A 20,111-nucleotide genomic window follows, 5' to 3' on the forward strand; every position below is an offset into this window, starting at 1 on the left:
CATCAGGCTTTCCTCTTTTCTGTTCCGGCGTCCATGTTGTCGAACAGGCCACGGATATGAGAAACATACTTGCCGAACTCCGGCGTTTCGCGCACCGACAGCGGTCGTGGCCTTGGCAAATCAACCTCGATCACCTCAACCAATCGCCCCGGCCGGGGCGACAACACCATGACGATGTCGCCCAGAAATACCGCCTCGGAAATCCCGTGTGTCACGAACAGCACCGTATTACGGGTTTCCATCCAGATGCGTTGTAGTTCGAAGTTCATCTGGTCGCGCGTAAACGCATCCAACGCGCCAAACGGCTCGTCCATCAGCAACAACGATGGGTCATCGACCAGCGCTCGGCAAATCGCAGCACGCTGACGCATGCCCCCCGACAACTCACGGGGATAGCTTTGTTCAAAATCGCGCAACCCCGTCAGATCGAGCAGATGATCGACCTTGGCCTGGTAATTGGCCACCGGCTTTTTTGCGAACTCGACCGGCAACAGCAAGTTCTTCCGGATCGTGCGCCACTCGAGCAAGGCATCGCGCTGAAACACCATGCCGATGCCATCGGGTGGGCCCGAGACCGGGCGACCGCCAACTTCGAGGTCGCCCGAAGTGATCTCTTCGAGCCCCGCGACACAACGCAAGAAGGTGCTTTTGCCGCATCCGCTAGGGCCCAATATGCTGACAAACTGCCCTTCGGGGATATCAATGTTTATCCCGTCCAGGGCTAACACGCCCCGGGCACCCGGATACTGTTTTTGAACACGCCTTGCGCTGACGGCCGCTACACTCATTTGCCAATCATCCCGTCGTAAGCTTCGGGCTTGACCATGCCAGTGACGTAAAAGTCAGTCGCCGGCAAACCACCTTTGATCAACTCGAGCTTGGTCATGGTCTTGACGGCGTCGTCCCACTCGGCAGGAATCGGCATGCCCATGCGATAACCCTCGACAGGCTTACCGAAATAAGGCTTCAAGGCATCAAGCTGGCCGCGCAACGACTCGGGGTCGAGGCGCGCCTGCGGACGTGCGGCAATGATGGCCTTGACGGCCTCGTCTTCGTTACCTGCCCAGATGTATTCCCAGGTGCGCGCGGTCACACTGGCAAACTTCGAAATGGCTTCGCCGTGACTGGCCAGCTTGCTTTCGTTAGCAAAAATGCCAAAGCTGGGGATGTTCAGACCGTAATCGGCAAAAGGAATGGCCACTGAAGGCCGGGTTTTTGAAACGGATGCAATGATGAACGGGATCGTCGACACTACCGCGTCGGCCCGGCCAACGGCGTATGTTGTGGCCTTGGCCGCCGCTTCAACATTCAGCAATTCAAGGTCGGTACGCTTTACGCCACCCGCCGCCAAAAACGCATCTACAAACGGGGCTTCAAGCGAGCCCGCCGTGTAGACCAGTTTTTTGCCTTTCAAGTCGGCCGGCCCTTTGATGTCGGAGTCTTTGGGCACCAGCACGCCAATGTCGTTACGGCGCGCAAAAGGAGCAACCGCCTTGACGGGCAACCCTTTATCGCGCGCAATGATCATGGGTGCCAAAGCCGCATGACCGACGTCAAAATTGTCGCTCGACCCCACAATTTGCACGGTCGTCACCGACCCATTGCCATCTTCGAAGTTGATGTCGAGGCCCGCATCTTTGTACCAGCCCTTTTGCGTGGCCAAATGAAACGCGCCATGTATGCCCCAGGGCGTCCAGTCCAGACGTACTTTTAAAGGCGTTAACGATTGCGCCGCAGCCGTGCCGGCAACCAAACAGGCTGCGGTACCGGCCAGTACGCGCACCCAGGACTTCGTCAGCAATTTCTTCATGGCAAACCTCTTGTGGTTTTGGTGGAAAAGAAAACCTGGAACGGTGAAACTTTATTGACCGCCGAATACCCGCTTCAGACGAGCCCAAAGCACGCTCATGAACATCTTGAAGGGGCTGAACTCGGCCTGCGGCAAGGGCTCGGTCGAACCGGCGGGTTGCGCCATGCGCAAGGCCACATTACGGCCAAAGTCGGCAATCATGCGTTTGACAAAGTCTTGCACCAGACCTGACCGCGAAAACTGCGCCAGCGGCCCTTGCAGGGAATAAAGCAAGTCAACGTCAACTCGCGCTTTGTCGTCGGACAACGACGTGACCCGATAGCTGACATCGCCTTTGGCACGCGACTGGCTAAGCGAATCTTGCCCTGAACCGCGCAGCACGGCAGACTTGGCCGCATCATCGCGCTCGAGCGTTGCTGCGCCATTGAATGCTGCTGCCATCGGCCCGAACTTGATGGCGATTTTCCCCTTGACCTCGTCGCCTTCCTGCGACTCAATCACCGCACCAGGCAGGCAACCGGCCACCGCGCGCAAGTCGGCCATAAACGCCCACACCTGATCGGCAGAAAACGGGACCTCGAAGCCCCCTTGAATATTTGTACCCTTGCCTGCGCTGGCGGCAGAAGCAGGCGCGCCGGTAGACGCTGAAGGTGTTGCAGCAGGCGCTGCTGGCGCATTGGCGCTTGTCGACAACGCAGCCGCCTCAAAGCCCGTAAAAGGCTTGGGCGCATCGGCAACGGGTGGCAAGGCGGCCTTGCCCTGCATGGCGGCTTCGCGCAGCGCCTCAATGGCCGCGTCAGGCTGCTCGCGTAAGGCTTTAAGCACAGACATTACCGCAGCGGTAATCCCCTGATAGCCGGTGCAGCGGCAAATATTGCCCGACAACTCGATACGCACACGCGCTTCGTCGGCATCGGGCAAGCGCAAGATAATGTCACGCGACGTCGTCAACATCCCCGGCGTACAAAAACCACATTGCAACGCATGGTGGGTGTTGAAGGCTTCGCGCAGACGAAGCATGACGGGATCATTGTCGTAACCTTCGATGGTGGTGACCTGACGGCCCTCGCAGGCGCTGGCAAACGTAATGCACGAGCGCACCGGCTTGCCATCGACCAGCACCGTACACGCCCCGCAGACCCCGTGCTCACAGCTTAAATTTGTACCTGTCAGACGCAAGTCTTCGCGCAAAAAGTCGCCCAAATGCGTGCGATCAACAACATCGCGCTTGAAACGACGACCATTAACTTCAATATTCAACTCGGACATAGCTACTTTCCTTTACTCACCCAATGCCTGTTGCAGGCAACGCTGGATGACCGTGATGTACAACCGTCGGTCGGCGGCGGTTTTTTCGGGTGCGATGGCGGCAACAGCCTGCCCGATGGCCTGCTCGTCGGCCGCGGCAAGGCCTGCCTTGGCCACGCTGGCAGACAATTCGGCCAACACCTGTGGTGCACCACCAAGCGCCCCCACCACAATGCGGGCAGTTTGGGTGGCCGGCTCGAAATAGGCCGCACAGCTGGCTTCGGCGAATTCGCCGGTTTTACGGCAAAACTTGTAGTAACCCCAACGGGTTTGGGCGGTGCGCGCCGGCACCATCACGGCAGTAATCAATTCTTCGGGTTGCAGATCGACGGCATACGCCCCCAGCATGAACTCGGGCATGCGCACGCGCCGCGTACCGGCAGCCGAGGTCAGCTCGAGCTCGGCTGCAAGGGCGCTGGTGGCCAGCACCCAGTCGGCGGCGGGGTCGGCATGCGCAATACTGCCACCGATAGTGCCGCGGTTACGCACGGCCCGGTAGGCAATGCGGCCTGCCACTTCTTGCAGCATGTGGCCACGCAGCTCCGGGAACACACCGTCTTCGATATCGGTGTGTGTAACAGCCGCCCCGATACGAATCTGACGGCCCTCGACCGAGACCTGTCGCCACTCGTCGACACCCGAAACGTCGATAACTTTGGCCGGGCGCGCCAGACGCAAATTAAGCATGGGGCCCAACGACTGGCTACCGCCCATGGCTTTGACGGACCCGTCTGTGTTTTGTAGGGCGGTAAGTGCGTCTTTGGCCGTTACGGCACGTTGGTATTCAAATTTTGCAGCTTTCATACGGTAGCCCCTGCTGTTGCGTTGGGACGTGATTCGGTTGAACGGCCCGCGTCGGCCAGTGCGTCAAGCAAGCGATGCGGCGACAGCGGCGTGCGAGTGAATTCGACGCCGTAATCCTTCAAGGCGTCGTTGACGGCGCCGAAAATTACGGCGGGCGGTGCAATGGCCCCGCCTTCACCCATGCCCTTTGCGCCGAACTCGGTGTGCGGCGACAAGGTTTCGAAATGATCGATACGGATGTTGGGCACTTCGGTGGCGCCAGGCATGATGTAGTCAGCCAGCGTCGACGCCAAGGGCTGACCTTGATCGTCGTAAGGCATTTCTTCGTACAACGCCGTGCCAATGCCCTGCGCAATGCCGCCAATGGTTTGCCCCTCAACCACCAGGGGGTTGATCATGCGGCCACAGTCTTCGACCACGACATAATCCAGGATTTCGATGGCGCCCGTGTTGGGGTCAACCGCAACCACAGCCGCCTGGCTGCAGTAAGTAAAGCTGCCCGTATCTACTTTGGGGCGATAACCCACACTGATTTCCAGACCGGCAGGGTCGACATCGGCAGGCAGATGCTGCGGGTTCACATACCAGGCATTACAAATTTGCGACATGGGCACCTGACGATCGCCCGCTTTCACAAAGCCGTCTTCAAGCACCACGTCGTCAACAGACGCTTCCAGCAAATGAGCACCGATTTTTTTGATGCGCGGCACCAACTGCTTGCAGGCCGTTGACACGGCACCGCCCGACATGACCAGGGACCGCGATGCGTAAGTACCGGATGAATACGGCGTCTGACCAGTATCGCCATGCACCAGACGAATGCGATTGACGTCGATCCCGAGAATTTCGTTGGCAATCTGGGCAAAAGTGGTTTCCATGCCCTGACCGTGGGAATGCACACCAACACGTAGCTCTGCACCGCCATCGGGCGTTAACTTGACCGCAGCCTGATCGAAACCCGGAATGACAGGTGTGCCCCAGGCGGCAAAGACCGACGTACCGTGTGCAGACTGTTCGGTATAAGTGGCCACGCCCAGGCCGATCAGACGGCCGTCAGGCTCGCCACGCTGCTGACGCTCGCGCACCGCGTTCACATCAATCATTTCCAGGGCGCGCCGCAGGCTGGCCGGGTAATCACCACTGTCCAGGTGCTTGTTGGTCACGTTGACATAAGGCATTTGCTCGGGCTGCACCAGGTTATCCAGGCGTACTTCCCAGGCTTCGCGGCCGACTTCGCGCGCCACGGCGTCGAGCAACAGCTCGATAGCGAAGCACACGCCGGTACGGGCTACGCCGCGATACGGCAGAAAGCCCGGCTTATTGGTGGCCACGCAGCGCGTCTGGCAGCGATAACCACGAAACGCGTAAGGGCCGGGCAGGTTACCCAGGGCCTGACCCGTTTCCAGGCCAACGGTAAACGGCCAGACAGAATATGCGCCGCCATTGATGGTGACTTTGGCATCCAGGGCCAGTAATTTGCCCTGTTTATCGGCGTACGCCGTCATTTCGTAATGGTGTTCGCGCGTATTGGCACCGGCAATCAAGTGCTCGCGGCGGTCTTCAAGATAACGAAACGGACGCTTGTAGGTTTTGGCCAGCCAGGCCACGCACAGCTCTTCTTGCTGCAAAATGCATTTGTAGCCAAAGCCGCCGCCCACATCGGGCGATATCACGCGGATCTGCTCTTGAGGCAGGTCGAGGAATTCGGACAGCCCGGTGCGGATAAGGTGCGGCACCTGGGTTGCGGTGTAGATAACCAACTGGTTGACCTGGTTATCCCAGTAGGCCAGCACGGCAATGCCCTCCATGGGCAGCATGCACTGGCGGGAAAGGTCGATCTCACGCTTGACGACGACCTCGGCCTTTGCCGAAAGCTCGTCGAAATTTGTGTTGGCATTCAGGGTGACGAACACATTGTCTTTCCAGTGATCGTGCACAAAATTTTCAGTGGCCGCTTCGGCCCCTTCAATATCAACGTAAACCGGCAGCTCGTCGTAATCGACATCCACCAGCTCAGCCAGGTCTTCGGCTTCGGCACGCGTTGCCGCGAACGTCATGGCTACGGGTTCGCCCACAAACCGCACCTTATCGTGCGCCAATGGCGGCTGACCCGATGCCTGGTAAGTAGGTAACGTTGAGTTGGCAACAATGTCTTTGGCGTCGGGCATGGACGACCGCAGAAACACATGGCCCTCGGCCTCGGGCGACACTTTGACCCTTGTGATACGCGCGTGCGCCAGCGGACTGCGCAAGAAGGCGACCTCGCTGAGACCCGGCATGCTCATGTTGCCGATGAAGTTGCCCTTGCCATGCAGGTGGCGCGCGTCTTCTTTACGAGGAATTCGTGCCCCAACGCCCTGCGGCTTTGCGGTGAATGTGGAGTGATGTGAGTCTGTCATGCCTGAACCTGCCTGTAATGCATCAGTTGCCTGCTTAATTCGGGGTACTGCAAGGCGCGCCCGTTAACCGGACGCGCCCTTTGAAGAGACCGGATTACGATTTCTTCAGTACTTCGTTGAACGTAAAGTTGTCGAGTGCGTTTTCAGTGACGCGGAACCAGCTGGCTTCCGATTCCTGGAACTTCTTCCACTCGGGGTAAATCTTGGCGAAGTCGGGGTTCTTGGCCGACAGCTCTGTCCACAGCTCTTGCGACGCCTTGTACGCGGCGTCCATGACGTCTTTCGGGAAGAAACTGAGCTTGGCACCGTTGGCAATGAGCGAGCGCAATGCGCCAGGGTTCATCGCGTCGTATTTGGCCAGCATGCGTACGGTTTGCTCGGCGGCGGCGGCCTCGAACGCGGCTTGGAACTCGGGCGGAAGCGCTTCCCAGGCTTTGGTATTGACCATGGTGGTGATCGATGCGCTGCCTTCCCACCAGCCAGGCGAGTAGTAGAACGGCGCCACTTTGTTCAGACCGAGTTTTTCATCATCGTAGGGGCCAATCCATTCGGCCGCGTCGATCGTGCCCTTTTCGAGCGAGGGGTAGATATCGCTGGGGGGAATTTGCTGTGGAATAGCGCCCAGCTTGCTGAGCACCATGCCACCAATACCGCCCACGCGCATTTTCAGGCCCTCGATGTCTTTCAGGGACTTGATCTCGCGACGGTACCAGCCGCCCATTTGCACACCCACATTACCGGTCACAAAGTTGGTAATGCCGTATTGCTTGTACATGCTGCGCAGCAACTCCATACCGCCGCCGTAGTTCAGCCAGGCGTTGTGCTGACGCGCGTTCAGGCCAAACGACATGCCGGTGTCAAAGGCAATGGCGGTATTCGTACCAATGTGCGCCGTAGCCAGCACGTGGTTACATTCAACGGTCCCGTTGCTGACCGCTTCCATGTTTTGAGCGTAAGGCACGATTTCGCCGCCCGGGAAGGCACGAATTTCAAATTTGCCTTGCGTCAATTGGCTGACGCGGCGGCAAAGCTCTTCGGCCGAACCGTAAATCGCGTCAAGGCTTTTGGGCCAGCCGGTCGACATACGCCAGCGCACGCTGGGCGTCCCTTGAGCGACTGCGGGCATCCCGACAGCGGCCAAACCTGCGCCGGTCGCGGCGACTGCCTGTGTTAGAAAGCGACGTCGTTGCATGTACAGCTCCTTGTGATTTGTTATGAATAGAACAGACAACTGCTGTGGCCCGCATGGGCCGAAAAGGGGACAAAACGTAAAGTTCGCCAACCCGCCCGATGACAAAATGCGAGACGCCGAATACGGTTAAAAATTGGCGCACCAGAGCAGGTTATTTGTTAGTATGCTGATCAATCTGCACGGGTGTCAACGAGGGTAAACACCGAGAAAGCCTTTATTCACGCCATTTTCGGGCAATCCCTAATAACTTGGTGTAAACCCCTATATAGGCAAAAATAAATATACAGCATACTGACTATATTGCCATTAAAACCAAAGAAAACACTATGAACTGGATAAAAATCGCTACCGTCGATCAAGTCGCCGAAGACGAATCCCTGGCTGTCGACGTCAATGGCCATCAATTGGCTGTACACCACACCGAAGGCGAGTTCTTTGTTTCGGACAACATCTGTACACACCAGTACGCCCTGCTGTCCGACGGCTTCCTGGAAGACGGCTGTATTGAATGCCCATTGCACCAGGCCAAATTCGACCTGCGCACCGGCAAAGCCATGTGTGCACCAGCCACCGAAGACATGAAAGTCTACGAAGTGAAAACTGAAGGCAACGAAATTTTCGTACGCTTCTGAACCGGCAAGGCTAACGCATGAGCTCACCAGCATCTATTCTGATTGTCGGCGCGGGGCAGGCGGCAGCCGTTGCCGTAGCCGCCCTGCGCGGCCACGGTTATAGCGGCCGCATCAGTTTGGTGGGCGACGAAGCCCACCCACCCTACGAGCGCCCCCCGTTATCCAAAGACCTGCTTGTCGCCGAATCGTCCGATACCGAACCCACCATTGGCGTGAAGCCGGCAGGCTTCTACGAAGAAAATCAGGTCGACCTGAAGCTTGGCCTGAGCGTAACGCAGCTGGACACCACCGGCAAAGTCGCCACCTTGTCTGACGGCCGCACCGTCGGTTTCGACAAATGCCTGCTGGCTACCGGCGGCCTGGCGCGCACCTTGCCCGACTTCCCCGAAGCGGCGCCCAACGTTTTTTACTTGCGCACACTCGACGACGCCCGGCGCTTGCGCGCCGCCATGCAAACCGGCAAGCATGTGGTGATTGTCGGCGCAGGGTTTTTAGGGCTCGAAATTGCATCGACAGCGCTGAGCAAAGGGCTGAAGGCATCGGTGATTGAGTACGCCCCGCGTGCTCTGGCGCGTGTAGTTCCCCCCGAGTTTTCGGGTTGGCTCGAGGCACAAGCCGCCCAAAGCGGCGCAACGCTGCATTTAGGGCAAGCAACTCGCGAGGTGGTGGCGCCCTCTGCCCCCGGTGCCACCTGGCAACTTACACTCAATAACGGCGCCGTACTTTCGGCAGACCTGGTGGTCGTGGCCGTTGGCCTGACGGCAAACACCAGTCTGGCACGCAACGCCGGCCTGGCCATCGATACCCATAATGGTGGCATTGTCGTTGATACCCAGTGCCGCACCAGCCATGGCGACATCTTTGCCGCCGGCGACTGCACCAGCCAGGTTCGAGACGCTTCGGGCGCCGGCATGCGCCTGGAATCTTGGCAAAATGCCAACGAGCAGGCACGCATTGCCGCTGCAGCCATGCTGGGCGAAACCGCCGAACCCGCCGCTTACCCGTGGTTCTGGACGGACCAGTTTGGTCACAATATCCAGATGCTGGGTTTGCCGCAAGCAGGTCTGCACTACGTCACCCGGGGCGATACCTCGGGGGGCGCCTCACCTGCAAAATTCATTATGGTCGGCTTGCACGACAACATCCCAATGCACGCTATTGCCGTTAACGCCGGCGGCGACCTGCGCGCACTGCGCCCGGTCTTCGAAGCCGGCCTGGCCATCGACCCTTCCCAATTTACCGACACATCGGTCACCGTACGTGCTTTTGCCAAACAAGTATTGGCCCAAGCCGCGCCGGTGTCACCGGCTTAGCCCCGATTTCCAAGGAGATCTTCATGTATCAGTCACAAACCGTCATCGGGCAAACCGTGGCGTCAAAAGACCCGGCACTCGATCAGTGCGTCTGGCCCGAACAAGGCCTGGACGCCATCCCCGACTGGGTGTACACCAGCCAGGCCGTTTACGACCGCGAAATGGAAAGAATTTTCCAGGGCGACACCTGGAACTATGTTGCGCTTGAGTGCGAAATCCCCAATGCAGGCGATTACAAGCGTTCATACGTCGGCGCCATTCCCGTTGTGGTTGCCCGCGCCGAAGACGGCACCGTCAGCGTATTCGAGAACCGCTGCGCGCACCGTGGCGCCGAATTTTGCCGGTCCAGCCAAGGTAATGCCAAAGAATTCGTCTGCCCCTATCACCAGTGGTCGTACACCCTTAAGGGCGACCTGCAAGGCGTACCGTTCAAGCGCGGTGTTAACAAAGAAGGCGGCATGCCGCGCGACTTTCGCAACGAAGACCACGGCCTGCGCAAACTTAACGTAACTGCGCTCAATGGCGTCATCTTCGCGTCGTATTCCGACAAGGTCGAACCCATCGAAGAGTACCTGACCCCCGAAATTCTTGAAGATTTCAAGGTGGTGTTCCCGGGTAAAAAACTTAAATTGCTGGGCTACTACCGCAACGAGCTGCCCTGCAACTGGAAGATGTACCACGAGAACCTGAAAGACCCCTACCATGCCACGCTGCTGCACTCTTTCCTGGTGGTGTTCGGGCTGCTGGTTGCCGGCAACAAGTCCATGATGTTTGCCGACAGCAAACACGGGCGCCACGGCATTATGGGTTCAGCAAAGAAAGACGAAATCTACGCCAGCGTCAGCGAAGAGACCAAGAAAGAAATGCGCTCTTTCAGCGACGAACTGCGTCTGCGCGACGAACGCTTCCTGGACTTCGTCAAAGAGTTCAATTCGCCCTGGTCTGTCACCATGACCACCATCTGGCCCAACCTGGTGGTTCAGCGCGAAATGAATACCCTGGGCGTGCGTCAGATTATCCCCAACGGCCCGAACAGCATGATCATGCAATGGACCATGTTTGGTTACGAAGACGACACCGAAGAGATGCTGCGCCATCGTTTACGCCAAGGCAACCTGATGGGCCCGTCGGGCTTTTTAGGGCTGGAAGACAACGAGGCCATGCGCTTTGTGCAAGAAGGCGTGCGCCGCTCCAGCACCGACGTAAACATCATCAAGCTCGACACCGGCACCATCGGGACATCGAACACCCTGATTTCCGAAGCGGCCATCCGTGCCATGTACCAATACTATCGCGGCGTAATGGAGTTGTAAGATGCTTTCGACCATGAAGACTGATTATTCGTTTCAACCCGCACGCATTAACGCCACGCGGGCCCAGCAACTGCGCGCCGAAGTCGAAGCGTTTCATAACGAGTACTGCGCCGTGCTCGACACCAACAATGTCGAACTCTGGCCCAACTTCTTTACGGAAGACGGCCTGTACCGCATTACCTCGCGCGAGAACGCGGACCTGGGCCTGCTGGTGGGCCTGGTCTACGCCGAAGGCCGCAACATGATGCACGACCGTGCTGTTGCCATCGGTCGCACCCAGATGTTTGCGCCGCGTCACACGCTTCACCTGGTATCCAACATTCGTATTGTCGACGAAGCAAACGGCGTCATCGAAGCCGAGGCCAACTTCCTTTTGGTGCAAACCCTGATCGAAGGCCCCTCTACCGTACATCTGGCCGGCAAATACTACGATCGTTTCGTACGCGAAGGCGACCGCCTGTTACTGAAAGAGCGTCAGGTCATTCACGACACCGAAATTCTGGCTACCGATCTGGTATACCCGGTTTGACGCGCAAGCTGGTGCAACCCGCCCAAGCACTTGTTTTTCGGGCGGGCTAAAACACTCGACTGGGCCGCGGTTGGCAACAGAACCACAGGCCAAAAAGAAGGGGGAGGCATGTAAAAAATGCCTCCCCCTTCTTTTTGCACGCTACCTCCCGGATACCTGCCCCGGGCCAGCCGCGTCAGGCCGGTAAAGCCGCCAAGGCCTCGTCACGCGTCATGACCGCGGCGTACTTTTGCGTCATGTCGAACAAGTTGGCCTCGTGGGGCGCCAACGCACGGTCGCCCACGCAATCGGACAACACCAGCGGGCGAAACCCCCACTGCATTGCGTCGACCACACTGGCGCGCACACACCCGCTGGTAACAGCGCCCGCCACCACCAGGGTTTGCACCCCGCGCATGGCCAACCAGGCGGCCAACGACGTACCGAAAAACGCCGACGGTACCGTTTTGCGCACCACCAGTTCGCCGTCGGCCGGAGTGAGCTCGGGCACGATGGCACTGTTGTGATCGTGCTCTTTCAGGCCCAGCATGCTGGGCACTTTTAACGAAAAAATATTGTGGTCGGCGCCATCGTCGGCAAACACAATACGGGTGTGCGCCACCGGCCAGCCGCGCTTGCGCGCCTCGGCCAGCAAAGGCACTGTATTGTTGATGGCCTCTTTGATATTACCGCCGCCAAACACGGCCGGGTCGGCAAAACCGTTGACGAAGTCAATGATCAGCAGGCCCACCGGGGCTTTCAGTTCGAAACTATTGCCAAACCCCTGTTTGGCATAGGTTTGTGCGTCAGATTGGCTCATTTAACGCCCCCGTCAAGCACCTTGCCATTGCGAACCATGTCTTCGCCGTCGAGCCTGACCGTGCAATGACGCAGCGGGATATCGATATGGCAGGCCGTTGTCCGCTTGCCACCGGCTTCGTTGTTAGGCCCCAACGAGAACAGGAAGTTACCCTCGAACGCGCGGGCATCCATGCCAATGGTTTGCTCGCGGTCGTACAAGCCCAGGGTTGACCAGTGGCAACGCGGCTGCAAGCCCCAGCCAATATGCGAAATGGCATAGCCTTCAGGGTCGTTGAACGACGCCATGTACTCGTTAAGCAGATCGGCGTCGATGCCGCCTTCGATCTTTGTGGCGTAGCCGTTTTCGACAGTCAGGATAATCTGGCTGCTGCAATACATTTTTTGTGGCAGCAAAATGTCGCCCTTGTCGATCACGATACGGCCACTGGCCTGCCCTTCGTTGGGGAAGGTCAGCGCAAAACCGCTGGGCCAGTGGTCCCAACGGCCGGGTTCGTCGACAAAGCCGTATTCGCTGATAGGGTGGAACTCACCCAAGGGGCAACGCAGGTCGGTTCCGGCCTCGGAAACAACCGTCATTTCACGGGCGGCGGCAATGCGGGCGGCGGCAGCCTTGACGCGGGTACGGTCGGCTTCGGTAGGCACCGTGCGCACCAGAATTTCGGGTGGCTCTACGGCCAACAGAATTTTGGTGCCGCCTTTCAAGATGTCGATTTGTTCGGGCGAAAACAACAAGGTCATCAAGTCGAGGACAAGGTCGCTTTCTTTAAGCGCGGCAATGGCCGCTTTGTTGCCGGTAAGGGGTGTCGTCCCCAGGTAGGCTAACGGGTCGCGGCTCAGCGCCTTTTCGGCATTGACCGGCGGCAAATCTAAACGGTTGACGACCGCGCCCATCGACTGCGAGGCAACGGTAGCGGCCAACAGCGTTTGCTGATTGGTGGCCGAGCTGGTCAGAATGGTAACGGTCTGGCCGGCTTCGAGGTTGGACAGCTTCAGCACCTGCTGCCACGCCGAAATAAGCTGATAATCACTGACAGGCATGTTGAGCTCCTAGATGATGCAATGCGCGAGTTGCGCGTTAAGTTAAAGACGCACCCAGAAAATCGCCGAAGGCCTGATAAAAGCCCTCTTCGTTATCCCAGGGAATCATATGACCGGCATCACGCACATGTGTCACCTGAACATCGGCGATGAGTGTCTTGATCTCGGCAATGTCTTCTTCGCGAATCACGTCGCCACGCTCGGCAACCATAAGCATGCAGGGCACGCCCACGGCCGGCATATCGACATGAACGTCATCGGTATGAAATGCATTGAAGCTGGTAATAATGGCGCGCTCGTCGCAGGTATGCAGCCATTCGGCGCGCAAGCGTAGCTGCTCGTCTGTCCAGGTAGGGCAGAAGGCACGCATGGCTTCAAGGTCGCACCCCTTACGGGCCAGCGCCATCGAATCAACATACCAAGGCAGTTTTGAAGGGTACTCGCGACGCCCGGGGCCCGATACGGGCGGGTCGACCATGACCAGGCGCGTTAAACCAGCAGGCTTGGTGCGTGCGGCGCGTACACCAATACGCCCGCCCATCGAGTGCCCGACAATGCTGTAGCGCTTCAGGCCCAAGGCCTGGGCAAACGCCAGTACGTCGGCAGCTTGCGCGTCAAGGCTGTAATCAAGCGTATCCGACGCTTCTGACAAACCGCGGCCGCGCACATCGAGGACGTAAGTATCGAAATGACGACCAAAACGCTCGCCAACAAAACCCCAGGTGATGGCCGGACTGGTAATGCCCGGCACAATAATGACAGCATCGCGCTGAGCACGGGCACCGTCGGTGCCGCCGTAGCGCAGGTAGTGCTGACGAATACCGTTGGCATGCACATTGGCGCCATACAGGAAAGTCGTCATTTATTTGTCTCCGTTCAGTTTGAACAGACGCTCGGCATTGCCATGGCAAACCAGCGCCCGCGTTTTTTCGTCCATCGGGGCGGTTTCAATGAACGTCGCGGCCGTGGCGGTATCTTCGTAGGGATAGTCAACCGAGAATAGCACGCCTTCAGGCCCCATTTCACCGATGGCGCCCATCAGGGCGGGGTGCGAACATACGCCCGACGTTGTGATAATGATGTTGGAGCCAAAGTATTCTGACGGCTTGCGCTTGAGGGTGACGCCCTGCGGGTAAACGGCAAAGCGGCTGTCGAAACGCCAGCGCAAGAACGGCAAGCCCTCGCCCATATGGCCAATAATCAGCTTAAGGTTGGGGAAGCGGTCGAACACGCCGCCAAACAGCAAACGCAGGGCATGGGTGCCCGTCTCGACGCCCCAACCCCAGGTTGCGCCGGTTAGCTCGGGGTGGCGGCTGAACATATGCGGCGAATCGAACATGTTGAAGGGGTGCAGGTACATAGGTACATCCAGCGCCTGCATGCGTTCCCAGAACACGTCGTAGGCCGGGTCGTCGTAGTACACCCCGTTGGTATGACCGTTAACCAATGACCCCTTCATACCCAGCTCTTTAACCGCGCGCTCAAGTTCATTGGCGGCGGCAAGCGGGTCTTGCATGGGCAAATGGGCAAAGCCGCCAAACCGCGTGGGGTGACGGGCAATTTGCTGGGCCAGAAAGTCGTTGTTTTCTTTGGCGCGCTTGATCGCCAGCTGCACATCTTGCTCGACCTGCACACCCGGGCCGGTTTGCGACAAGATCACGTAATCAATACCGGCGGCGTCCATTTCTTTTAAACGAACATCGTCAAAATCCGTCAGGCGTCGGGTCAGATCGGCGGCAACCTGGGGATCAATCAAACTTACAAATGCTTTGGAATAGTCTCCAAAACCCACCCCGGAAAAGTGCTCTTCCAGCGCAATTTTACGAATACGGCTCACAGCGGATCTCCTCTAAAAGTCCTCTAGTCAGTATACTGACAATTACGCCAAAGTTAACATGGCGTAAACCCTTAGAGCCTTCGCGGTGAACGTTAAACGGCTTTAAGCGCGGCGCGCCCGTACTGGTTATTGGCCTCGACCAGCTCGGTCAGCAAAGACAAAAATAATTTGCGATTGGAAGGCGATAATGGCTCGATAAGGCGCTGCTGCGCGCGAGCCATGCTGTCTTTCAGCGACACCATCAGCTCGAGCCCTGCAGGCGTAATATTGGCCTGACGCGAGCGCTTGTCTTGGGGGTTGACGCGTCGCTCGAGCAAACCTTTGTCTTCAAGGCGCTTGATCACGTCGGCCGAGGTGGTGCGGTCGAGCCCCAGTTCGTAGCCAATGGTGGTCTGGTCCAGCCAGGGGTTTTGCGAGAGCACCGTCAAAATGCCATATTGCACCGGTGTAATACTGCCTTCGGTGCACTCTTCGAAGAACATGGCGTAATGGATCTGGTTTAGGCGGCGCACCAAAAAACCCGGGCGCGACCACAGCCCATGGCTGCTGAAGACTTCGGGGGTAATGTCGTCAGGCAGGTCTTCTTTGTGCGATAGCGGGTTTTTAGGCTGTGCGGGCTCGCGTATTTTTTTCATGGTAATTGGGTGTTAATGTCTCTTTTGTCAGTATACAGAGCAATTTTAATTCCCACACCTGGCATACGGTTTTTAATGTAAAACCACCACAGGCAGGCACGCGCTGCACTGATCCATATTCTGGAGCAAACTTTTTCAGTATAACGTCAGCTGTCGCGCCGGGCCTGAGCCAACCAAAGACGCTGGCGAATCGTCGATCAGGCTGCTGATGCGCACACCAAGCAAGCGCAAGCGTCCGTCGAACGTAACACGTCGAAGGCATTGGCGAGCTGCGGCATGAATTTCCGTCGGGTCAGCTGTATCGTGCGGCAAGGTGATGTCGCGCGTTACGGTGCGAAAGTCATCGAATCGCAACTTGATGCCCACGGTGCGCCCGCGACACTGTTTGCGCATCAGGTCATTGGCCACTTGCTCGCACAGCCGACGAAACACATCAGACAAGGTTGCACGGTCACGTACAACATGCAAATCGCGATCAAATGTCGTTTCACGACTGATGGATTTTGGCCGGCTGAAGGTCACTACCGGGCGATCATCGCGGCCATGCGCCACCTCGACCAGCCATCGTGCGTAGGTCAGGCCAAAGTGCGCCTGCAACAGCGCAGGGTCTGCGCTGGCCAACTGGGCAATCGTTGCTATACCCAGACCCGCCAGCTTTTCGTTAGCCTTGGGACCAATGCCATTAATTTTCGACACGGGCAACGGCCAGATACGCCCGTCAAGATCATCGTGAGTCAAAATCGTCAGGCCGTCCGGCTTGTCCAGCTCGGAACCGATTTTCGATAGCAGTTTGTTCGGCGAAATGGCAATAGAACAGCTCAAGCCCGTGGCCTCGTGCACCGCCGCTTTCAGTTGCCGACCCAGTTGCGCAGCCTCGCCCGGCACCTCGGTCAGGTCGATATAGATTTCGTCAATGCCACGATCCTCAATACGCGGCGCAATCGCGGCAACGGCCTGCTTGAACAAACGGGAATAATGTCGGTAGGCTTGGAAATCCGCCGGCAGCAAAATGGCATCGGGAGCCAGCTGGGCCGCCTTCATCATGCCCATGGCCGAGAACACGCCCAGAGCACGTGCCTCGTAGGTCGACGTTGTCACCACCCCCCGACCTGCATACTGGCGCAGTTTGCCGTATTCGCGGCGTCCGTCGGCCAGCGTACGAGGCGCAGGCGTGCTGCGCCCCCCGATCACAACAGGCTGGCCCCGCAGATCGGGGTAACGCAACAGTTCTACAGATGCATAAAAGGCATCCATATCGAGGTGGGCAATACGACGCGGCGGCGACATGGCACAGGGTGGTTAGTAATCAAGGCGCACCCCCGCCATAATGCTGCGACCCGGCAACGGGGCGGCTTGCGCCAGATACGACGCGTGATTGAAAGCCTGCACATTAAGCAGGTTTCTCGCACGCACGTAAAGGGTCAGATCAGACTGACCCAAGCGCGTATCGTACGACAAACCCAGATTCAGCATGTTGTAGCCGGGTGTTTCTGATTCGCCGGCGCCAATGCGATGCTGGCTGAATACCCGATAAAACGTAGCGTCGGCAGTAACCGGCCCCCAGTTCGCCTGCCCACGCCAGCCCACGCGCGCGCCCGGCATACGTGGCAGGTTGCCGTCGCCGCGCAAACGACCATGCACCAGATCACCAAACACGCCCATTGTCAGACCGTTGCTGACGCGATAGTCGATACCGGCTTCGAGCCCGGTAAAACGCGCATCGCGCTGGGTGTATTGAATCAAACGAAAGTCTTCGTAGCGATCAAGCGTTCGGGCATAAATGTAATCGCGGACTTCATTGTGAAAGACATTGACGTTAAAGGTGAGGTCGCCGTCCGTTTTGCGCAAGCCGATGTCAATCCCATGCGCGGTTTCCTTGCCCAGGCTGGAATCCCCTCGTTCGTAAGTGTTGCTGGCCAGATGGACCCCGTCGGCGTAAAGCTCTTGTGCCGATGGCATGCGCTGGGCGCGTGTCAGCGACACCGACAACGCATACTGTGATGCAACTTGCCAAGTAGCAGCCGCCGAGAACGACGCACCTGACGCGCCATAAGCCGGCGCGGTGTTGTCGGGTCGAATCCGCTGACGATCGTATCGCGCCCCGAGCTCAAAGCGCCAGTTGCCGGTCTCGTAGGCTTCAAGCAGCGCCAGCCCTTGCGTTCGGGTCAAGGCCGATGGCATGAAGCGCTCTTCGCCCGAGGTACGAAAGTCAGACTGACCGGCCTGGACGGCCACCACCCCTTCCCAGCCGCCAATTGGTGCGTGTGCAACCTCAAGCCTCAGGTCGCGGCCACGGTTCTTGTAAGTGGCAGCAACCTCGTCGTGCTCAAGCTCGTCGTGCCGGTAATCGGCGAACCCCGCACGCCAGCTAATACGCTCAATACCGGTAAAGGGCTGAGCGTACTCTCCTCGCAAGTCAATGCGCTGCGACTTGAGGTCAACGCGTGGCGGCGCCTCTTCGTCCTCATCACCATGATCATGGCCGTGATGGTCGTCGCAATGCAAGTGGTCGCCATGCACGTGGCATTCGTCGTAGCCATGACTGTGCCCAGGTATACCGTAGCGGCTGCGCGTGCGGGTGACGGCAATGCCGGTATAACCCCGGTCGTAGATCCACGACAGCCCCACGCTGCCCGCCGACGTATCCTGATCCGAGCCCGCCAGACGATCGGTCTGCCAGTCCGGCACACGATAATCACCAGTACGACGCTTCATGCCTTCAACATGGACGGCAATCGGGCCGTCTCCACCGGTGACAGAAAATGCGCCTGCCCGTTCATTCAGCCCCGTCGCGCCTCGCACATCAACATGTCCTTCTACGCCATTGGCAGGAACAGCTGTCGGTACTTTGCCATCGATGACGTTGACGACACCGCCAATTGCGCCCCCGCTATACAGCAACGCACCAGGCCCGCGAATGACCTCAATACGCTCGGAAAGCATGGGTTCGGCCATGACGGCATGGTCTGGCGACACGCCGGACGCGTCAAAAACAGCAGCGCCATCGGTCAATACCTGAACGCGCGGCAGGGTTTGACCACGAATGACCGGTCGGCTGGCGCCTGAACCAAACGTATCCGCATGCACCCCAGGCAGGCTTTCCAGTGCCACACCCAGGCTGGTCTGATCCGCCATCAGCAGATGGCGGCCTTCGATGACCTCGACCGGGACGGCGGCAGTACCCGCATCCGGGCGCAGCGGGTTGGCGGTAATGACAACCGGCGCCAACGTGCGCGCCGGCACCGGATCAGCAGATGCCTGCCCTGCTTGCGCTAACTGCTTTGCGCTGGCTGTTTGGGCGGCTTGAGGCGTTATCGCCATTTGCGAAGCTTCGAGTGCTTGTGCCCAGACCAGTCCAGGCGGAATAAATGCGCCGGCCAGTACCATTGCCCGCAACGTGGTCGGTGCAGGCTTGATGATTTTTCTCATAAACTTCCCTTTTGAAAATTTTGCAATGTTATAACATAACAATTTATGAGGGGAGGTTGGGCGGCTGTATGTCGCACCACGGGTGCGGGTGCGGGTGCGGGTGCGGGTGCGGGTGCGGGTGCGGGTGCGGGTGCGGGTGCGGGTGCGGGTGCGGGTGCGGGTGCGGGTGCGGGTGCGGGTGCGGGTGCGGGTGCGGGTGCGGGTGCGGCGTGCTTAGCTTGCGTCGGAGCGGACGGACATTACAGCGCCGAGTTCGGGATTGAGGGTCTGACTCTGCTCTTGCGTGTAAGCGTGCTCGCGGAAGAGGAATTCGGCGCGATCGCCCTGGCGAGCTTCGATGGCTTGCACAATAGAATGATGCTGCCGGTGAGCGTAAAACAAAAAGTCGAACATCCGCTCTTTGCTGGTGCTGGAAAATGCAATGCTAAGCGGCGCAGTAAACGGCACCACATTGCACCGTTCAGTCAGGCTTTCAAGCAGTGGCATTTGGGCCGCCTGCATGATCAGCCCGTGAAACCGCGCATTCATTTCGGCATAACGCAGCTCATCATCTTCCTGCAACTGACGGTTTGCAAAAATGGCATCGCCTTCGGCCAGACACGCTTTCAGTGCGGCCAGCAAAGCGGGCGACGCCCCCCTGTCGGCCACCTGGCGCGCGGCAAACCCCTCAAGCACGGCGCGCAAACGCAGCGCCTCGATACTGTGCTGCGCGGTAAAGGCACGCACCGAATACCCTCGCTTGCCGGCTGGCACCAGCAAACCTTCCTGGGCCAGCGCCGGCAAGGCCTGACGCACGGGCGTGCGAGACACGCCCAGTCGCGTAGCCAACTCGGCTTCCGGCATACGCTCGCCCGGCTTGATATCGCCGCGCAAAATCATTTCCCGAAGACGAACGATTACTGAAGTTTGCTGAGTCATAAGCAGATACACAAAGGTTAACCACCGGCCGGAATGAGTGCGATGATAAACGCAAGGCCGGCGGACGCACACTGCATCGTGCGCGCTCGACAGCACGGGAATGCCGTCTTAATGATTATATTGAATCCAATTTGGGATCCAAAAAACATTATT

18 protein-coding genes are annotated in these 20,111 nt (G+C 58.4%); 4 read left to right on the top strand and 14 right to left on the bottom strand.

Annotation, left to right across the window (positions count from 1 at the left end; all coding sequences use genetic code 11):
- Positions 1 to 2 precede the first annotated feature (2 nt).
- From GTU67_RS03815 to GTU67_RS03840, 6 genes are all read right to left on the bottom strand, one after another.
- Entirely contained in the window at positions 3 to 788 is a 786-nt protein-coding gene (locus tag GTU67_RS03815; protein WP_185778839.1) for an ABC transporter ATP-binding protein, read from the bottom strand.
- The gene (locus GTU67_RS03820; RefSeq protein ID WP_185778840.1) at positions 785 to 1,810 is read right to left on the bottom strand and encodes an ABC transporter substrate-binding protein; all 1,026 of its coding nucleotides are present in this window, start codon (positions 1,808 to 1,810) and stop codon (positions 785 to 787) included. Before GTU67_RS03820 ends, GTU67_RS03815 begins: the two co-directional genes overlap by 4 nt.
- Positions 1,811 to 1,861: 51 nt before the next feature.
- The gene (locus GTU67_RS03825; protein WP_185778841.1) at positions 1,862 to 3,079 is read right to left on the bottom strand and encodes a xanthine dehydrogenase family Fe-S subunit; all 1,218 of its coding nucleotides are present in this window, start codon (positions 3,077 to 3,079) and stop codon (positions 1,862 to 1,864) included.
- 12 nt (positions 3,080 to 3,091) lie between these two features.
- Complete coding sequence (locus GTU67_RS03830) at positions 3,092 to 3,922, bottom strand: FAD binding domain-containing protein (protein WP_185778842.1); 831 nt, start codon at positions 3,920 to 3,922, stop codon at positions 3,092 to 3,094.
- Entirely contained in the window at positions 3,919 to 6,321 is a 2,403-nt protein-coding gene (locus tag GTU67_RS03835; protein ID WP_185778843.1) for a xanthine dehydrogenase family protein molybdopterin-binding subunit, read from the bottom strand. Before GTU67_RS03835 ends, GTU67_RS03830 begins: the two co-directional genes overlap by 4 nt.
- A gap of 94 nt (positions 6,322 to 6,415) precedes the next feature.
- Positions 6,416 to 7,513 (bottom strand): TRAP transporter substrate-binding protein, encoded by a 1,098-nt coding sequence (locus GTU67_RS03840; protein ID WP_185778844.1) that lies wholly within the window; start codon positions 7,511 to 7,513, stop codon positions 6,416 to 6,418.
- Positions 7,514 to 7,839: 326 nt separating this feature from the next.
- On the opposite strand from GTU67_RS03840, the gene GTU67_RS03845 reads away from it, so the two are divergent.
- From GTU67_RS03845 to GTU67_RS03860, 4 genes are read left to right on the top strand one after another with little or no spacing between them, the layout of a single operon-like run.
- Positions 7,840 to 8,145 carry a non-heme iron oxygenase ferredoxin subunit gene (locus GTU67_RS03845; protein WP_093971591.1) on the top strand — a complete coding sequence of 102 codons (306 nt, stop codon included), beginning with the start codon at positions 7,840 to 7,842 and terminating at the stop codon, positions 8,143 to 8,145.
- A gap of 17 nt (positions 8,146 to 8,162) precedes the next feature.
- Positions 8,163 to 9,458, top strand: coding sequence for an NAD(P)/FAD-dependent oxidoreductase (locus GTU67_RS03850; RefSeq protein WP_185778845.1), 1,296 nt, complete (start codon positions 8,163 to 8,165; stop codon positions 9,456 to 9,458).
- 23 nt (positions 9,459 to 9,481) lie between these two features.
- The gene (locus GTU67_RS03855; protein WP_093971589.1) at positions 9,482 to 10,771 is read left to right on the top strand and encodes an aromatic ring-hydroxylating dioxygenase subunit alpha; all 1,290 of its coding nucleotides are present in this window, start codon (positions 9,482 to 9,484) and stop codon (positions 10,769 to 10,771) included.
- Positions 10,772 to 10,784: 13 nt separating this feature from the next.
- Positions 10,785 to 11,300: an aromatic-ring-hydroxylating dioxygenase subunit beta gene (locus tag GTU67_RS03860; RefSeq protein ID WP_185778846.1), complete on the top strand. Its 516-nt coding sequence runs from the start codon at positions 10,785 to 10,787 to the stop codon at positions 11,298 to 11,300.
- A 175-nt stretch (positions 11,301 to 11,475) separates the two neighbouring features.
- Here GTU67_RS03860 and GTU67_RS03865 read toward each other — a convergent pair whose 3' ends face one another.
- The 8 genes from GTU67_RS03865 to GTU67_RS03900 form a co-directional block, all read right to left on the bottom strand.
- The gene (locus tag GTU67_RS03865; RefSeq protein ID WP_185778847.1) at positions 11,476 to 12,099 is read right to left on the bottom strand and encodes an N-carbamoylsarcosine amidohydrolase; all 624 of its coding nucleotides are present in this window, start codon (positions 12,097 to 12,099) and stop codon (positions 11,476 to 11,478) included.
- A complete protein-coding gene (locus GTU67_RS03870) occupies positions 12,096 to 13,139 on the bottom strand; it encodes a 2,5-dihydroxypyridine 5,6-dioxygenase NicX family protein (protein WP_123660269.1) in 1,044 nt (347 codons plus the stop codon). Before GTU67_RS03870 ends, GTU67_RS03865 begins: the two co-directional genes overlap by 4 nt.
- A gap of 37 nt (positions 13,140 to 13,176) precedes the next feature.
- Positions 13,177 to 14,001, bottom strand: a complete 825-nt coding sequence (locus GTU67_RS03875; protein ID WP_185778848.1) for an alpha/beta fold hydrolase — start codon at positions 13,999 to 14,001, stop codon at positions 13,177 to 13,179.
- Positions 14,002 to 14,976, bottom strand: a complete 975-nt coding sequence (locus GTU67_RS03880) for an amidohydrolase family protein (RefSeq protein WP_185778849.1) — start codon at positions 14,974 to 14,976, stop codon at positions 14,002 to 14,004.
- Between the two features lie 92 nt (positions 14,977 to 15,068).
- Positions 15,069 to 15,611: a MarR family winged helix-turn-helix transcriptional regulator gene (locus GTU67_RS03885; protein WP_185778850.1), complete on the bottom strand. Its 543-nt coding sequence runs from the start codon at positions 15,609 to 15,611 to the stop codon at positions 15,069 to 15,071.
- Positions 15,612 to 15,746: 135 nt separating this feature from the next.
- Complete coding sequence (gene dinB, locus GTU67_RS03890; protein WP_185778851.1) at positions 15,747 to 16,898, bottom strand: DNA polymerase IV; 1,152 nt, start codon at positions 16,896 to 16,898, stop codon at positions 15,747 to 15,749.
- Between the two features lie 12 nt (positions 16,899 to 16,910).
- Positions 16,911 to 19,040, bottom strand: a complete 2,130-nt coding sequence (locus GTU67_RS03895; protein ID WP_249417566.1) for a TonB-dependent receptor domain-containing protein — start codon at positions 19,038 to 19,040, stop codon at positions 16,911 to 16,913.
- 213 nt (positions 19,041 to 19,253) lie between these two features.
- The gene (locus tag GTU67_RS03900) at positions 19,254 to 19,958 is read right to left on the bottom strand and encodes a GntR family transcriptional regulator (protein ID WP_185778852.1); all 705 of its coding nucleotides are present in this window, start codon (positions 19,956 to 19,958) and stop codon (positions 19,254 to 19,256) included.
- Positions 19,959 to 20,111: the final 153 nt, after the last annotated feature.

This window comes from Pusillimonas minor, assembly GCF_014237865.1.
Lineage (GTDB): Bacteria > Pseudomonadota > Gammaproteobacteria > Burkholderiales > Burkholderiaceae_B > Neopusillimonas > Neopusillimonas minor.

What these genes read in the sequence shown, in the direction of transcription:
- GTU67_RS03825 (WP_185778841.1), bottom strand. Translation starts at nt 3,079, where the DNA reads ATGTCCGAGTTGAATATTGAAGTTAATGGTCGTCGTTTCAAGCGCGAT.
- GTU67_RS03885 (WP_185778850.1), bottom strand. Translation starts at nt 15,611, where the DNA reads ATGAAAAAAATACGCGAGCCCGCACAGCCTAAAAACCCGCTATCGCAC.
- GTU67_RS03860 (WP_185778846.1), top strand. Translation starts at nt 10,785, where the DNA reads ATGAAGACTGATTATTCGTTTCAACCCGCACGCATTAACGCCACGCGG.
- GTU67_RS03850 (WP_185778845.1), top strand. Translation starts at nt 8,163, where the DNA reads ATGAGCTCACCAGCATCTATTCTGATTGTCGGCGCGGGGCAGGCGGCA.
- GTU67_RS03870 (WP_123660269.1), bottom strand. Translation starts at nt 13,139, where the DNA reads ATGCCTGTCAGTGATTATCAGCTTATTTCGGCGTGGCAGCAGGTGCTG.
- GTU67_RS03855 (WP_093971589.1), top strand. Translation starts at nt 9,482, where the DNA reads ATGTATCAGTCACAAACCGTCATCGGGCAAACCGTGGCGTCAAAAGAC.
- GTU67_RS03835 (WP_185778843.1), bottom strand. Translation starts at nt 6,321, where the DNA reads ATGACAGACTCACATCACTCCACATTCACCGCAAAGCCGCAGGGCGTT.
- GTU67_RS03865 (WP_185778847.1), bottom strand. Translation starts at nt 12,099, where the DNA reads ATGAGCCAATCTGACGCACAAACCTATGCCAAACAGGGGTTTGGCAAT.
- GTU67_RS03845 (WP_093971591.1), top strand. Translation starts at nt 7,840, where the DNA reads ATGAACTGGATAAAAATCGCTACCGTCGATCAAGTCGCCGAAGACGAA.
- GTU67_RS03830 (WP_185778842.1), bottom strand. Translation starts at nt 3,922, where the DNA reads ATGAAAGCTGCAAAATTTGAATACCAACGTGCCGTAACGGCCAAAGAC.
- GTU67_RS03820 (WP_185778840.1), bottom strand. Translation starts at nt 1,810, where the DNA reads ATGAAGAAATTGCTGACGAAGTCCTGGGTGCGCGTACTGGCCGGTACC.
- GTU67_RS03875 (WP_185778848.1), bottom strand. Translation starts at nt 14,001, where the DNA reads ATGACGACTTTCCTGTATGGCGCCAATGTGCATGCCAACGGTATTCGT.
- GTU67_RS03815 (WP_185778839.1), bottom strand. Translation starts at nt 788, where the DNA reads ATGAGTGTAGCGGCCGTCAGCGCAAGGCGTGTTCAAAAACAGTATCCG.
- GTU67_RS03895 (WP_249417566.1), bottom strand. Translation starts at nt 19,040, where the DNA reads ATGAGAAAAATCATCAAGCCTGCACCGACCACGTTGCGGGCAATGGTA.
- dinB (WP_185778851.1), bottom strand. Translation starts at nt 16,898, where the DNA reads ATGTCGCCGCCGCGTCGTATTGCCCACCTCGATATGGATGCCTTTTAT.
- GTU67_RS03840 (WP_185778844.1), bottom strand. Translation starts at nt 7,513, where the DNA reads ATGCAACGACGTCGCTTTCTAACACAGGCAGTCGCCGCGACCGGCGCA.
- GTU67_RS03900 (WP_185778852.1), bottom strand. Translation starts at nt 19,958, where the DNA reads ATGACTCAGCAAACTTCAGTAATCGTTCGTCTTCGGGAAATGATTTTG.